This window comes from Streptomyces sp. NBC_00285, assembly GCF_036174265.1.
In the GTDB taxonomy this organism is placed as follows: Bacteria; Actinomycetota; Actinomycetes; order Streptomycetales; family Streptomycetaceae; genus Streptomyces.
Genome location: NZ_CP108055.1, coordinates 7,299,904 through 7,313,285 on the forward strand (window position 1 = coordinate 7,299,904; position 13,382 = coordinate 7,313,285).

Sequence of the window (13,382 nt, forward strand, 5' to 3'; positions counted from 1 at the left end):
GTTTTCCGAATCTCTGAACTTGTGATCCCTAGGGGGGACTTGCATGGGTATACCCATGTCCGGAGGCGCCGGTCGCCTCAGACGTCGTGTCCGTGTCGTGCTGCCCGTCGCCGTGGCCGCCGCTCTGCTGACCACGTCGGCGAACGCCGCCACCGTCACGCCCGAGCCGAAGGCGCCTGCCACCGCGGTGTCCTCGCCCTCGCAGGCCGAGCTGGAGAAGCGGGTCCTCGCGGCCATGGCGGCCGACGACGGCTCCGGGTCGGTGACCCGGCCGTCTAGGACGGCGGCGAGCAGCCCGGCCGTCGACGGCACCATCTCGCCGATGGTCATCGGCGGCACGACGACCACCATCTCCTCGGCGCCCTGGATGGCCCAGCTCTGGTACATCGATGACCAGGGCACCACGGACGAGAGCGACGACACCGGCTTCTTCTGCGGCGGATCCGTCATCGCGCCGACGAAGATCCTCACCGCGGCGCACTGCGTGCAGGGCTCCGACTGGGCGAAGCACGGTGTGGTCGTGACCGGGGCCACGCAACTGCCCTCGAACGGGGACCTGCACGGCGGCGCCAGGAGCGCCGTACTGCGGCAGTGGTACCACCCGTCCTACAACGCGGACACCATCGACAACGACATCGCGGTGCTGACCCTGGCGGCCCCCGTCAAGGCCACCCCGATCCGCATGACGACGTCCACGGACACCGCCTCGTACGACGCCTCCACGGCCGGTGCGAAGGCAGCCAAGGTCTACGGCTGGGGCCGCACCAGCTCCACCAGCGACGCCGTCTCCGAGACGCTGAAGGCGGCCACGCTGCCCATCAAGTCGGACACGACCTGCGCCGCGGCCTACGGCTCCTGGTTCATCAAGGGGCACATGGTCTGCGCGGGCAAGCCCGCCAGCGGCAGCGACTCCGGTACGACCGCCATCTGCAGCGGTGACTCCGGCGGCCCGCTCGTCGTGAACGGCCGGATCGTCGGTGTCGTCTCCTGGAACGTGACGGACTGCGTCACCAAGGGCGCCTACAGCGTCTTCACGAAGGTCAGCAAGTACGTCGGCGCCGTCTATCCGCGCGTCGAGGACACCAACCTGAGCTTCGACCACAAGGCCGACCTGTGGGTGCGCAAGTCCTCCACCAAGGTCGGTTACGAGCTGGACTCCAAGGGCACCACGCTGGCCGCCCGGCAGTCCTGGGGCGACTGGGACGGGGTGAACCTCGTCCGGCAGACCGACCTCAACCGGGACGGCTTCCAGGACCTCGTGTACCGCGTCTCCGCCACTGGTGACATCTACTGGCTGCGGTACGTCCCGTCGACCACCGGGACCGGGACCTGGGCCGACCCGAAGAAGGTCTTCACGAACTGGAAGACCCGCACCCGGATCCTCACCCCCGGCGACGTCACCGGCGACTACAAGGCCGACCTGCTCTCCGTCGACTCGGCGGGCGTCCTGTGGATCTACCCCGGCAAGGGCGACGGCAGCTTCGCGGCCCGTGTACGGGTCGGCGGCGGCTGGAGCCAGTACAACCTCCTGCTCGGCCACGGTGACTTCACCGGCGACGGCAAGGCGGACGTGCTCGCCCGCAACAAGAGCACCGGCGACCTCTACCTGTACAAGGGCACAGGCAAGTCCGGCACGGGCGTCTTCTCGGCCCGGGTCAAGGTGCGCAAGAACTGGAGCGGCTACAACGCCTTCGACGCCGTCGGTGACATCACCGGCGACGGCAGGGCCGACCTGGTCGCCCGCACCCCGGGCGGCACGCTCTACCTGTACAAGGGCACCGGCAAGGCGACCAGCGAGATCTTTGCCACAAGAATCACCGTTGGTACCGGTTTCCAGCAGTACGACATCTTTGGCTGAAACCGCTGGTGGACAGGGCTTCCCCCTGCTTCTCCCGTGACGCGTTGTGACCACTGCTTCACGTGGTGGTCACAACGCGTTGTGCAACCCTTTCTCGAGTTTCCCCGTCTGACCAGGCGGGGCGAACATGGTGCGGTACGGGTCTTTTGTGACCACGTCTAACCCTGAAAACAGGGGGTAACCGACCGAACGGGATTCGAGGAGCACATGTCAGCCGAGAGCACGCCGCCACCCGGCATACCGGGCGGCAAGGGACGCCGCCGAAAGCCCCGCAGCAAGGGCCGCAAGGGGCTGATCGTCACGGCCTGGGTCGCCGCGGGGATCGTCGTGCTGGGCGGTACCGGGGCCGGCTACCTGTACTTCAAGCTCAACGGCAACATCAAGAGCGTCGACATCGACCAGGCCCTCGGCAGCGCCCGGCCCACGAAGGTCGACAACGGCTCCGAGAACATCCTCGTCCTGGGTTCGGACTCCCGCTCCGGCTCCAACAAGCAGCTCGGCGGCGGCACCGACGACGGCAGCGCCCGCTCCGACACCGCGATGATCATCCACGTGTACGAGGGCCACAAGAAGGCCACCGTGGTCTCCGTCCCGCGCGACACCCTGATCGACCGTCCCGAGTGCACCGGCACCGACGGCGAGAAGCACGACGCCGCGACGGACGTGATGTTCAACTCGGCGTACACGACCGGCGGTGCGGCCTGCGCGGTGAAGACCGTCGAGTCCATGACCGGCATCCGCATGGACCACTACCTGGAGGTCGACTTCAGCGGCTTCGAGAGGCTGGTCGACGAGCTCGGCGGGGTCACGGTCACCACGACCAAGGCCATCAAGGACAGCGACAGCCACCTGAACCTGAAGGCCGGCACCCACAAGCTCACCGGCGAGCAGTCCCTCGGTCTCGTCCGTACCCGGCACGGCGTCGGCGACGGCTCCGACCTCGGCCGTATCCAGCTCCAGCAGGCCTTCATCAAGGCACTGGTCAAGCAGGTCAAGAGCGTCGGCGTGCTGACCAGCCCCAAGAAGCTGTACGACCTCGCGAACACCGCCACCAAGGCCGTCACCACCGACTCCGACCTCGGATCGGTCAACTCCCTGGTCTCCTTCGCGAGCGGCCTCAAGGGCATCAGCCCCGCGAACATGACCATGGTCACGATGCCGGTCCGCTACGACCCGGCGAACCCGAACCGGGTGATCGTCGAGGAGGCCAAGGCCCAGCAGATCTGGACGGCCCTGGAGAACGACCGGGCGATCCCGAAGTCCGCCACCGAGGGCAACGCGACGGGCCAGGCCAAGGGCGTCGTCACGTCGTAGAAGGCGGCTGGTCTCCCCGCTGGTCGCGGCCTGGGAATAGATCGCGGTGCCCCCTCGTTTTGGGGGATGCGGCCAGTCCTGGCAGACTGGTACGTCGGTCCCGGTTCACGCCCCCGCAATCCGCGGTGGCGACCCGGCACCCTCCCGAAACTAGGAGACACCTTGAAGCGCGACATCCACCCCGAGTACGTCGAGACGCAGGTCAGCTGCACCTGTGGCGCGTCGTTCACCACCCGTAGCACGATCCAGAGCGGCACCGTCCGTGCCGAGGTCTGCTCCGAGTGCCACCCGTTCTACACGGGCAAGCAGAAGATCCTCGACACCGGTGGCCGTGTGGCCCGCTTCGAGGCCCGCTTCGGCAAGGCTGCTGCCAAGAAGTAGCGAGCCACCGGCGCCGGTCCACGGCCGCACTCCTCGGAGTGCGGCCGGGACCGGCGTTTTTGGTCGCCCGTGTCCCCCCTTCATCCGCAGTACAGGAGCCCAGAGATGTTCGAGGCCGTCGAGGAACTCGTCGGTGAGCACGCCGACCTGGAGACGAAGCTCGCGGACCCGTCGGTCCACTCCGACCAGGCCAACGCCCGCAAGCTGAACAAGCGTTACGCGGAGCTCACCCCGATCGTCGCCACGTACCGTTCCTGGAAGCAGACCGGCGACGACATCGAGACGGCGAAGGAATTCGCCGCCGACGACCCGGACTTCGTGGCCGAGGTCAAGGAGCTGGAGAGGACGCGCGAGGAGCTGACGGAGAAGCTGCGGCTTCTTCTCGTGCCGCGTGACCCCAACGACGACAAGGACGTCATCCTCGAGGTCAAGGCGGGCGCGGGCGGCGACGAGTCGGCCCTGTTCGCCGGCGACCTCCTGCGGATGTACCTCCGGTACGCCGAGCGCGTCGGCTGGAAGACCGAGATCATCGACGCCACCGAGTCCGAGCTGGGCGGCTACAAGGACGTCCAGGTCGCGGTGAAGACCAAGGGCGGCAACGGCGCCACCGAGCCCGGCCAGGGCGTCTGGGCCCGTCTGAAGTACGAGGGCGGCGTGCACCGCGTGCAGCGCGTGCCTGCCACCGAGTCCCAGGGCCGTATCCACACCTCCGCCGCCGGTGTCCTCGTCACACCCGAGGCCGAGGAGGTCGACGTCGAGATCAACGCGAACGATCTGCGCATCGACGTGTACCGCTCCTCGGGGCCCGGCGGGCAGTCCGTCAACACGACCGACTCCGCCGTGCGCATCACGCACATTCCCACCGGAGTCGTCGCCTCCTGCCAGAACGAGAAGAGCCAGCTGCAGAACAAGGAGCAGGCGATGCGTATCCTGCGCTCCAGGCTCCTCGCGGCAGCCGTGGAGGAAGCGGAGAGGGAGGCCGCCGACGCCCGCCGCAGCCAGGTCCGCACCGTCGACCGCTCCGAGAAGATCCGCACGTACAACTTCCCGGAGAATCGCCTCTCGGACCACCGCGTCGGCTTCAAGTCGTACAACCTCGACCAGGTGCTGGACGGCGACCTCGATGCCGTCATCCAGGCCTGTGTCGACGCTGACTCGGCGGCGAAGCTGGCGGCCGCGTAAAGGCCGCTGAAGAGGTATCTACGCACGACCGAGTACGACACGGAGGACTTGCGTGAACCTGCTGCTCGCAGAGGTGGCCCAGGCCACCCAGCGGCTGGCCGACGCCGGCGTGCCCTCGCCGCGCAACGACGCGGAGGAGCTCGCCGCGTTCGTGCACGGCGTGAAGCGGGGCGAGCTGCACTCCGTGAAGAACGCCGACTTCGACGCCCGCTACTGGGAGACCATCGCGCGCCGTGAACAGCGCGAGCCCCTCCAGCACATCACCGGCCTCGCCTATTTCCGCTACCTCGAACTCCAGGTGGGGCCCGGCGTGTTCGTGCCGCGCCCCGAGACCGAGTCCGTGGTCGGCTGGGCCATAGACGCCGTCCGCGCGATGGACGTCGTCGAGCCGTGCATCGTCGACCTGTGCACCGGCTCCGGCGCCATCGCGCTCGCCCTCGCCCAGGAGGTCCCGCGCTCCCGCGTGCACGCCGTGGAGCTGTCCGAGGACGCCCTGCGCTGGACCCGCAAGAACGTCGAGGGCTCCAGGGTCGACCTGCGGCAGGGCAACGCCCTGGACGCCTTCCCCGACCTCGACGGCCATGTCGACCTGGTGATCTCCAACCCGCCCTACATCCCGCTCACCGAGTGGGAGTACGTCGCTCCCGAGGCGCGGGACTACGATCCCGAACTCGCCCTGTTCTCCGGCGAGGACGGCCTCGACCTCATCCGCGGTCTGGAGCGCACCGCGCATCGGCTCCTGCGCCCCGGCGGCGTCGTCGTCATCGAGCACGCAGACACCCAGGGCGGCCAGGTGCCGTGGATCTTCACCGAGGAGCGGGGCTGGGCCGACGCGGCCGACCACCCCGACCTCAACAACCGCCCCCGGTTCGCGACGGCCCGCAGGGCGATGCCGTGACCACCCCGAAGACTCTTTCCCGTAAGTCCGTGTACGAGGAGGCCCGCTAGACATGGCTCGGCGATACGACACCAACGACGCGACCGACCGCACGACCGGTCTGCGCGAAGCCGCGTCAGCCGTCCGCCGGGGCGAGCTCGTGGTCCTCCCGACCGACACGGTGTACGGCATCGGTGCCGACGCGTTCTCCTCGGAGGCCGTGAACGACCTGCTGGAGGCCAAGGGCCGGGGCCGCAACATGCCCACCCCCGTGCTGATCGGCTCCCCGAACACCCTCCACGGTCTGGTCACCGACTTCTCCGAGCTGGCCTGGGAGCTGGTCGACGCCTTCTGGCCGGGCGCGCTCACCCTCGTCGCCAAGCACCAGCCGTCGCTGCAGTGGGACCTGGGCGACACCCGGGGCACGGTCGCCGTACGCATGCCGCTGCACCCCGTCGCCATCGAACTGCTGACCGAGGTCGGCCCCATGGCCGTGTCCTCGGCGAACCTGAGCGGCCACCCGTCGCCGGAGGACTGCGACGCCGCGCAGGAGATGCTCGGCGACTCGGTCTCCGTGTACCTCGACGGCGGCCCCACCCCCGGCATCGTGCCGTCCTCGATCGTCGACGTCACCCGCGAGGTGCCCCTGCTGCTGCGCGCGGGCGCGATCTCCGCTGACGAGCTCAGGAAGGTCGTACCCGACCTCGAGGTGGCGAATTGACGGCCCCTGACGCGGGGCGTGGCATATGGGACGGGGAAGAGACGCGGACCTTCACAGGGCTCCCGCATGACAGCTTCCGCATCCTCCACGTCAGCACCGGCAACGTGTGCCGCTCGCCGATCACCGAGCGGCTGACCCGGCATGCCCTGGCGGACCGGCTCGGCGACCCGCTGTGGGGCGGCGTCGTCGTGGAGAGCGCGGGGACCTGGGGCCACGAGGGTGCGCCCATGGAGGCCAACGCGGAGGCGGTCCTGGCCGAATTCGGCGCGGACGCCTCCGGCTTCACCGGGCGCGAGCTGCTCGACGAGCACGTCATCATGGCCGACCTGGTCCTGACGGCCACCCGGGACCACCGCCAGCAGGTGATCTCGATGGGCCACTCCGCGGGCCTGCGCACCTTCACCCTGAAGGAGTTCACCCGCCTGGTGAAGGCAATAGACCCCGCGACCCTGCCGCCGCTGGAGGACGAGGGCCTGGTGATCCGCGCCCGGGCCCTGGTCCGTGCCGCGGCGGCTCTACGCGGGTGGCTCCTGGCCCCGACCGCCGAGGCCGACGAGGTCTTCGACCCGTACGGCGCGCCGCTGCCCTTCTTCCGCTCGATCGGGGACGAGATAAACGAGGCACTGGACCCGGTGGTGACGGCGCTGACCGGCGTCCCCGCGCGCGCGTGACGACGGCCGGACGGGGCGAGCGGGGCACCTGATCCGGTGGCGGCGACAACCTGGGCGTCCACCGGCCTGCGACCCCGTGCGCACCAACAACCGGGCATCCCACCTGCCACCGGCCTACATTGGACGTACGTCACCGTCGACGCCCGGAGTCCACCATGTCGGTCACCCATGCGCCCCAGACCGCCGACGTCCTGCAACGGCAGGACCCCCAGCTGGCCGAGATCCTCCTCGGGGAGCTCGACCGGCAGTCGTCGGCGCTGCAGCTGATCGCGGCCGAGAACTTCTGTTCACCGGCCGTGCTGGCCGCGCTCGGCTCGCCCCTGGCCAACAAGTACGCCGAGGGCTACCCGGGCGCCCGTCACCACGGCGGCTGCGAGATCGTCGACGTCGCCGAGCGGCTCGCGGTGGACCGGGCGAAGGCCCTGTTCGGCGCCGAACACGCGAACGTACAGGCCCACTCCGGCTCCTCGGCGGTCCTCGCCGCGTACGCCGCGCTGTTGCGCCCCGGCGACACCGTCCTGGCCCTCGGCCTGCCCTACGGCGGCCACCTCACCCACGGTTCGCCCGCCAACTTCTCCGGCCGCTGGTTCGACTTCGTCCCCTACGGCGTCGACGCCGAGACCGGTCTCATCGACCACGACCAGGTGCGCACGCTCGCCCTGAGCCACCGGCCCAAGGCGATCGTGTGCGGCTCCATCGCCTATCCCCGGCACATCGACCACGCCTTCTTCCGGGAGGTGGCGGACGAGGTGGGCGCGTATCTCATCGCCGACGCCGCCCACCCCATCGGGCTCGTCGCCGGGGGAGCGGCGCCCAGTCCGGTGCCGTACGCCGACGTCGTCTGCGCCACCACCCACAAGGTGCTGCGCGGGCCCCGCGGCGGCATGATCCTCTGCGGGAGCGAGCTGGCGGAGCGGGTCGACCGGGCCGTCTTCCCGTTCACGCAGGGCGGCGCGCAGATGCACACCATCGCCGCCAAGGCGGTCGCGTTCGGCGAGGCGGCAACACCGGCGTTCGCCGTGTACGCCCATCAGGTGGTCGCCAACGCCCGGGTCCTCGCGGCCGGTCTGGCCGGCGAGGGGCTCGTCGTCACCACCGGGGGAACCGACACCCATCTGGTGACGGCCGATCCGGCGCCCCTCGGCGTCGACGGCCGCACCGCGCGCGGTCGCCTCGCGGCCGCCGGGATGGTGCTCGACTGCTGTGCGCTGCCTCACGCGGACACCCGCGGACTGCGCCTGGGGACGGCCGCGGTCACCACCCAGGGCATGGGCGAGGAGGAGATGGCGAGGATCGCCGTCCTGCTCGCGGGGGTGGTACGCGGTGACGTCGAGAGTGCGAAGGCACGTGAAGAAGTGCGGGATCTGGTAGGCGGATTTCCCCCGTATCCGGCCTGAGCGAGGGTAGTCGCACCCGAGTGCACAGACACACGTGCAACCATCGGGCCTACCCGGAAGTCCACAACCGTATGCGACCGTCGCTAGGGTGTGGTGCTGAGATGGCCAGCGAGACCTGTGGGGAAGCCCGTGCGTGAATACCTGCTGACGCTCTGCATCACGGCCGCGGTGACGTATCTGCTGACAGGGCCGGTACGGAAGTTCGCGATCGTTGCCGGAGCGATGCCGGAGATCAGGGCCCGTGACGTACACCGGGAACCGACTCCGCGGCTCGGCGGGATCGCCATGTTCTTCGGACTGTGCGCGGGCCTGCTGGTCGCCGACCACCTGACCAACCTCAGTGAGGTCTTCGAGAAGTCGAACGAACCGCGCGCGCTGCTCTCCGGCGCCGCCCTCATCTGGCTGATCGGCGTCTTGGACGACAAGTTCGAGATCGACGCCCTGATCAAGCTGGGCGGCCAGATGATCGCCGCGGGCGTGATGGTCATGCAGGGTCTGACGATCCTGTGGCTGCCCATCCCCAGCGTCGGCTCGGTGGCGCTGACCCAGTGGCAGGGCACCCTGCTGACGGTCGCGCTCGTCGTCATCACCATCAACGCGGTGAACTTCGTCGACGGCCTCGACGGCCTCGCGGCCGGCATGGTGTGCATCGCGGCGGCGGCGTTCTTCCTGTACGCCTACCGGATCTGGTACTCGTACGGCATCGAGGCGGCCGCCCCGGCCACGCTGTTCTCGGCGATCCTGATGGGCATGTGCCTGGGCTTCCTGCCGCACAACATGCACCCCGCGCGGATCTTCATGGGCGACTCCGGCTCGATGCTCATCGGCCTGGTGCTGGCCGCGGGCGCGATCTCCATCACCGGCCAGATCGACCCGGACGCGCTGAAGCTGTTCGCCGGGTCCGAGAAGGCGGCCGTGCACCAGACGGTCCCCGTCTACATCCCGCTGCTGCTGCCGCTGTCGATCATCGCGGTGCCGGCCGCCGACCTGATCTCGGCCATCGTGCGCCGCACCTGGCGCGGCCAGTCGCCGTTCGCCGCCGACCGCGGGCATCTGCACCACCGGCTCCTGGAGATCGGGCACTCGCACAGCCGCGCGGTGTGGCTCATGTACTTCTGGTCGGCGCTGATCGCGTTCGGCTCGCTCACCTACTCCGTGAACTCCGCGTCCATGTGGATCGTGCTCGGCGTCGTGATCCTCAGCGCGATCGGCCTCGTACTGCTCCTGCTGCCGCGCTTCACCCCGCGCGCCCCGATGTGGGCCCAGCACATCGTGCCGCCGCGCTACCGCCGCCGGCGTCCCGTGGCTCCGGAGCCCGTCGAGGCGGAACAGCGCACTCCGGTCGCCGTGGGAGTGTCCGGTGTCAATGGCGCGACCGCGCTGAGTGCCCGTTCGCGGGTTCCGGAGAGGCGTAAAGCGGAAACGTCGCGGTGACGCCCAAGGTAAGAATCTGACTAAAGCATTGCCAACGCGTGGGAGTTCGACGGGGCGACAAACCGTCCCCATATCAGACAAGTCGCCCGTGATTCCGCACAGACGCGCACCTTCACTCTCATGTGTGACTCCAGGCACACCTTCTAGGTAAAGACCGCATCAAATAGTTTGTGATACGGTTCACGAGAACCCAGGGCAGAGCCGAAGGACCGTAGTGCGACGGTCCATTGGCGTGAGGGTCACCCTCAGCCCGGGACTACGCTCGTCCATGACGACACCCCTCCCCCTTTCGAAAGCGGAGTTGCCGCCATGCCGTCCAACGACGTCCGGATCCTGGCTCAGGCCGCCGTGCCCACGGCTGCCGTCGGCGCGATCGCCGCCGTCGTCAGTGGTGTGGTCGCCGGAGGCAAGGGTGCGGTCGGGGCGGCCGTCGCGACGGTGATCGTGATCCTCTTCATGGGTCTCGGTCTCTACATTCTCCAGCGCACTGCCAAATCGCTTCCGCACCTTTTCCAAGCGATGGGCCTGATGCTGTACGCGGCGCAGATTTTGCTGCTGTTCATCTTCATGGCCGCATTCAAGAACACCACGCTCTTCCACCCCAAGGCCTTCGCGTTCACGCTGGTCGCCGGCACCCTCGCCTGGATCGCCGCGCAGACCCGTGCGCACATGAAGTCCAAGATCCTCTACGTCGAGCCCGAAAAGTCGGGGCACTCGTCGTGAGGGGTAGGGCCGGGATAAAGGGGCGTGGGATCTCCTGCTATCGTCCGGTGCCAACTGCGGCATCGCGGGCGCGGGCATTCGAGCTGACGCCTGCTCAATCGCGAGGCGAGATGCCCAACAGCCGCCCCCACATCCGTAACACCAGTCCCGTGCCGAACCGCGGCTGCACGCCGCGCCGACACAACGAGGTTGCCGTACCTATGCGTCACGCTGAAGGAGCCCGCGGTGAGTGCTGACCCGACGCAGGTGCTCGCCTTCGAGACCGACTGCCACATCTTCGATGGCTGTGGCTTCCCGGCTCCCGGCCTGCACTCGTTCCTGTTCGAGCCCCTTCTGGGGGACGGCGACAGCAACTTGTACTTCAACAAGCCGATGCTGCTGGCGCTGATCGGCTCGGTCATCGTCGTCGGCTTCTTCTGGGCCGCCTTCCGCAAGCCGAAGGTCGTCCCGGGCAAGTTGCAGATGGTCGCCGAGTCGGGTTACGACTTCATCCGCCGTGGTGTCGTCTACGAGACGATCGGCAAGAAGGAAGGCGAGAAGTACGTCCCGCTGGTCGTCTCGCTGTTCTTCTTCATCTGGATGATGAACCTCTGGTCGATTGTCCCGATCGCCCAGTTCCCGGTTACGTCGATCATCGCGTACCCCATCGGCCTTGCGGCGATCGTCTACATCACCTGGGTCTCGCTGACGTTCAAGCGGCATGGATTCGTCGGTGCGTTCAAGAACTTCACCGGATACGACAAGTCGCTCGGCCCGGTCCTTCCGCTGGCCATGTTCATCGAGTTCCTGTCGAACCTGATCGTCCGACCCTTCACGCACGCGGTGCGACTGTTCGCGAACATGTTCGCGGGGCACACGCTGCTGCTGCTCTTCACGATCGCCAGCTGGTACCTGCTCAACGGCATCGGGATCGCCTACGCGGGTGTCTCGTTCGTCATGGTGATCGTCATGACGGCCTTCGAGCTGTTCATCCAGGCCCTGCAGGCTTATGTGTTCGTGCTTCTGACCTGCACCTTCATCCAGGGCGCGCTCGCCGAGCACCACTGAGCCACCCCCTCTAAAACCCCTAAGCGTCCGGTGGCCAACCCCCGCCGGTCCGTACAGAGAAGGAAGAATCAGCATGGCTGCCACTGAGACCCTCGCCGCTGTCTCCGGCTCCCTCGGCTCCATCGGCTACGGCCTTGCCGCCATCGGCCCCGGCGTCGGCGTCGGCATCATCTTCGGTAACGGCACCCAGGCTCTTGCCCGTCAGCCCGAAGCTGCCGGCCTGATCCGCGCCAACCAGATCCTCGGCTTCGCCTTCTGTGAGGCGCTCGCCCTCATCGGTCTGGTCATGCCGTTCGTCTACGGCACCTGATCGTCCCGATCAGCGACAGCCCACTAGACGAAAGGCACTGACATGAGCCAGCTGCTCATTCTGGCGGCCGAGAAGGAGAACCCTCTCGTCCCGCCGATCCCCGAGCTTGTCATCGGCCTGATCGCCTTCGTCATCGTCTTCGGCTTCCTCGCGAAGAAGCTCCTCCCGACCATCAACAAGGTTCTGGAAGAGCGTCGCGAGGCCATCGAGGGCGGTATCGAGAAGGCCGAGGCCGCCCAGACCGAGGCCCAGAGCGTCCTTGAGCAGTACAAGGCGCAGCTCGCAGAGGCCCGCCACGAGGCCGCGCGTCTGCGCCAGGAGGCGCAGGAGCAGGGCGCCACGCTCATCGCCGAGATGCGCGCGGAAGGCCAGCGGCAGCGCGAGGAGATCGTCGCCGCCGGTCACGCGCAGATCGAGGCCGACCGCAAGTCCGCTTCCTCCGCGCTGCGTCAGGACGTGGGCAAGCTCGCCACCGACCTGGCCGGCAAGCTCGTCGGCGAGTCCCTCGAGGACCACGCACGGCAGAGCCGCGTGATCGACCGTTTCCTCGAGGACCTTGAGGAGAAGGCCGAGGCCGCGCGATGAACGGAGCGAGCCGCGGGGCACTGGCCGCCGCACGCGAGCGTCTCGACGCGTTGACGGACTCGACGTCCGCCGACGCGGCGAAGCTCGCCGAGGAGCTGGCCGCCGTCACCGCGCTGCTCCACCGCGAGGTGTCACTGCGTCGGGTCCTGACCGACCCGGCGCAGCCCGGCGAGGCCAAGGCCGAGTTGGCCCAGCGCCTGCTCGGCGGCCAGACCGGCGGTACGACCGTCGATCTGGTGTCCGGTCTGGTGCGCTCCCGCTGGTCGCAGTCGCGCGACCTGACGGACGCGCTGGAGGAACTGGCCAACATCGCGGACCTCACCGCCGCACAGCAGCGGGGCGCGCTCGACAACGTCGAGGACGAACTGTTCCGGTTCGGCCGGATCGTCTCCTCGAGCACCGAGCTGCGCGCCGCGCTGACCAACCGCGCCGCGAAGGTGTCGGCCAAGAGCGAGCTGCTGCGCAGCCTGCTCGGCGGCCGGGCCGACGTGACGACCGAGCGTCTGGTGACGCGCCTTGTGACCGCGCCGCGGGGACGTAGCCTGGAAGCGGGACTGGAGTCCCTGTCCAAGCTCGCCGCCGAGCGCCGGGACCGCATGGTCGCCGTCGTCACCTCAGCCGTGGTGCTGAGCGCCTCGCAGAAGCAGCGCCTGGGCGCCGCCCTCGCGAAGCTCTACGGCCGCACGATGCACCTCAACCTCGACGTGGACCCCGAGGTCCTGGGCGGGATCCGGGTGCAGGTCGGGGACGAGGTCATCAATGGCTCGATCGCGGACCGCATCGACGACGCCGCCCGCCGCGTGGCGGGCTAGCAGCAACTTCACAGCAGTACGTACTTACGACGGCCCTGGTTGGGCCGTACATGAAGAATCCTGGGGGTCG

At 68.5% G+C, this 13,382-nt stretch carries 14 protein-coding genes; all 14 read left to right on the forward strand.

The annotated features are described in order from the left end of the window. The first annotated feature begins 55 nt into the window (after nt 1-55). The gene (locus OHT57_RS33795; protein ID WP_328753404.1) at nt 56-1,858 is read left to right on the forward strand and encodes a trypsin-like serine protease; all 1,803 of its coding nucleotides are present in this window, start codon (nt 56-58) and stop codon (nt 1,856-1,858) included. A 207-nt stretch (nt 1,859-2,065) separates the two neighbouring features. Beyond that, entirely contained in the window at nt 2,066-3,172 is a 1,107-nt protein-coding gene (locus OHT57_RS33800; RefSeq protein ID WP_328750515.1) for an LCP family protein, read from the forward strand. A 162-nt stretch (nt 3,173-3,334) separates the two neighbouring features. Then, complete coding sequence (gene rpmE, locus OHT57_RS33805; RefSeq protein WP_069765547.1) at nt 3,335-3,553, forward strand: 50S ribosomal protein L31; 219 nt, start codon at nt 3,335-3,337, stop codon at nt 3,551-3,553. A gap of 105 nt (nt 3,554-3,658) precedes the next feature. Continuing rightward, on the forward strand, nt 3,659-4,735 hold the full coding sequence (gene prfA / locus OHT57_RS33810; protein WP_328750516.1) for a peptide chain release factor 1: 1,077 nt from the start codon (nt 3,659-3,661) through the stop codon (nt 4,733-4,735). A 52-nt stretch (nt 4,736-4,787) separates the two neighbouring features. After that, nucleotides 4,788-5,633 carry a peptide chain release factor N(5)-glutamine methyltransferase gene (gene prmC, locus OHT57_RS33815; protein WP_328750517.1) on the forward strand — a complete coding sequence of 282 codons (846 nt, stop codon included), beginning with the start codon at nt 4,788-4,790 and terminating at the stop codon, nt 5,631-5,633. A 52-nt stretch (nt 5,634-5,685) separates the two neighbouring features. Then, nucleotides 5,686-6,333 carry an L-threonylcarbamoyladenylate synthase gene (locus OHT57_RS33820; RefSeq protein WP_328750518.1) on the forward strand — a complete coding sequence of 216 codons (648 nt, stop codon included), beginning with the start codon at nt 5,686-5,688 and terminating at the stop codon, nt 6,331-6,333. Continuing rightward, nucleotides 6,330-7,004, forward strand: a complete 675-nt coding sequence (locus OHT57_RS33825) for an arsenate reductase/protein-tyrosine-phosphatase family protein (protein ID WP_328750519.1) — start codon at nt 6,330-6,332, stop codon at nt 7,002-7,004. The genes OHT57_RS33820 and OHT57_RS33825 overlap by 4 nt, the downstream gene beginning before the upstream one ends. Nucleotides 7,005-7,159: 155 nt before the next feature. Continuing rightward, nucleotides 7,160-8,401 carry a serine hydroxymethyltransferase gene (glyA, locus tag OHT57_RS33830; protein ID WP_328750520.1) on the forward strand — a complete coding sequence of 414 codons (1,242 nt, stop codon included), beginning with the start codon at nt 7,160-7,162 and terminating at the stop codon, nt 8,399-8,401. 129 nt (nt 8,402-8,530) lie between these two features. Continuing rightward, nucleotides 8,531-9,835: an MraY family glycosyltransferase gene (locus OHT57_RS33835; protein WP_328750521.1), complete on the forward strand. Its 1,305-nt coding sequence runs from the start codon at nt 8,531-8,533 to the stop codon at nt 9,833-9,835. Nucleotides 9,836-10,144: 309 nt separating this feature from the next. Further along, on the forward strand, nt 10,145-10,558 hold the full coding sequence (locus tag OHT57_RS33840) for a hypothetical protein (protein ID WP_328750522.1): 414 nt from the start codon (nt 10,145-10,147) through the stop codon (nt 10,556-10,558). 225 nt (nt 10,559-10,783) lie between these two features. Beyond that, the gene (atpB, locus tag OHT57_RS33845; protein WP_328750523.1) at nt 10,784-11,605 is read left to right on the forward strand and encodes a F0F1 ATP synthase subunit A; all 822 of its coding nucleotides are present in this window, start codon (nt 10,784-10,786) and stop codon (nt 11,603-11,605) included. Nucleotides 11,606-11,678: 73 nt separating this feature from the next. Further along, entirely contained in the window at nt 11,679-11,915 is a 237-nt protein-coding gene (locus OHT57_RS33850; RefSeq protein ID WP_043683105.1) for an ATP synthase subunit C, read from the forward strand. Nucleotides 11,916-11,957: 42 nt separating this feature from the next. Beyond that, complete coding sequence (locus OHT57_RS33855; protein ID WP_328750524.1) at nt 11,958-12,500, forward strand: F0F1 ATP synthase subunit B; 543 nt, start codon at nt 11,958-11,960, stop codon at nt 12,498-12,500. After that, a complete protein-coding gene (locus OHT57_RS33860; RefSeq protein ID WP_328750525.1) occupies nt 12,497-13,312 on the forward strand; it encodes a F0F1 ATP synthase subunit delta in 816 nt (271 codons plus the stop codon). The genes OHT57_RS33855 and OHT57_RS33860 overlap by 4 nt, the downstream gene beginning before the upstream one ends. The last annotated feature ends 70 nt before the right edge of the window (nt 13,313-13,382 follow it).

What these genes read in the sequence shown, in the direction of transcription:
- OHT57_RS33795 (WP_328753404.1), top strand. Translation starts at nt 56, where the DNA reads ATGTCCGGAGGCGCCGGTCGCCTCAGACGTCGTGTCCGTGTCGTGCTG.
- OHT57_RS33800 (WP_328750515.1), top strand. Translation starts at nt 2,066, where the DNA reads ATGTCAGCCGAGAGCACGCCGCCACCCGGCATACCGGGCGGCAAGGGA.
- prfA (WP_328750516.1), top strand. Translation starts at nt 3,659, where the DNA reads ATGTTCGAGGCCGTCGAGGAACTCGTCGGTGAGCACGCCGACCTGGAG.
- OHT57_RS33820 (WP_328750518.1), top strand. Translation starts at nt 5,686, where the DNA reads ATGGCTCGGCGATACGACACCAACGACGCGACCGACCGCACGACCGGT.
- glyA (WP_328750520.1), top strand. Translation starts at nt 7,160, where the DNA reads ATGTCGGTCACCCATGCGCCCCAGACCGCCGACGTCCTGCAACGGCAG.
- OHT57_RS33840 (WP_328750522.1), top strand. Translation starts at nt 10,145, where the DNA reads ATGCCGTCCAACGACGTCCGGATCCTGGCTCAGGCCGCCGTGCCCACG.
- OHT57_RS33850 (WP_043683105.1), top strand. Translation starts at nt 11,679, where the DNA reads ATGGCTGCCACTGAGACCCTCGCCGCTGTCTCCGGCTCCCTCGGCTCC.
- OHT57_RS33855 (WP_328750524.1), top strand. Translation starts at nt 11,958, where the DNA reads ATGAGCCAGCTGCTCATTCTGGCGGCCGAGAAGGAGAACCCTCTCGTC.
- OHT57_RS33860 (WP_328750525.1), top strand. Translation starts at nt 12,497, where the DNA reads ATGAACGGAGCGAGCCGCGGGGCACTGGCCGCCGCACGCGAGCGTCTC.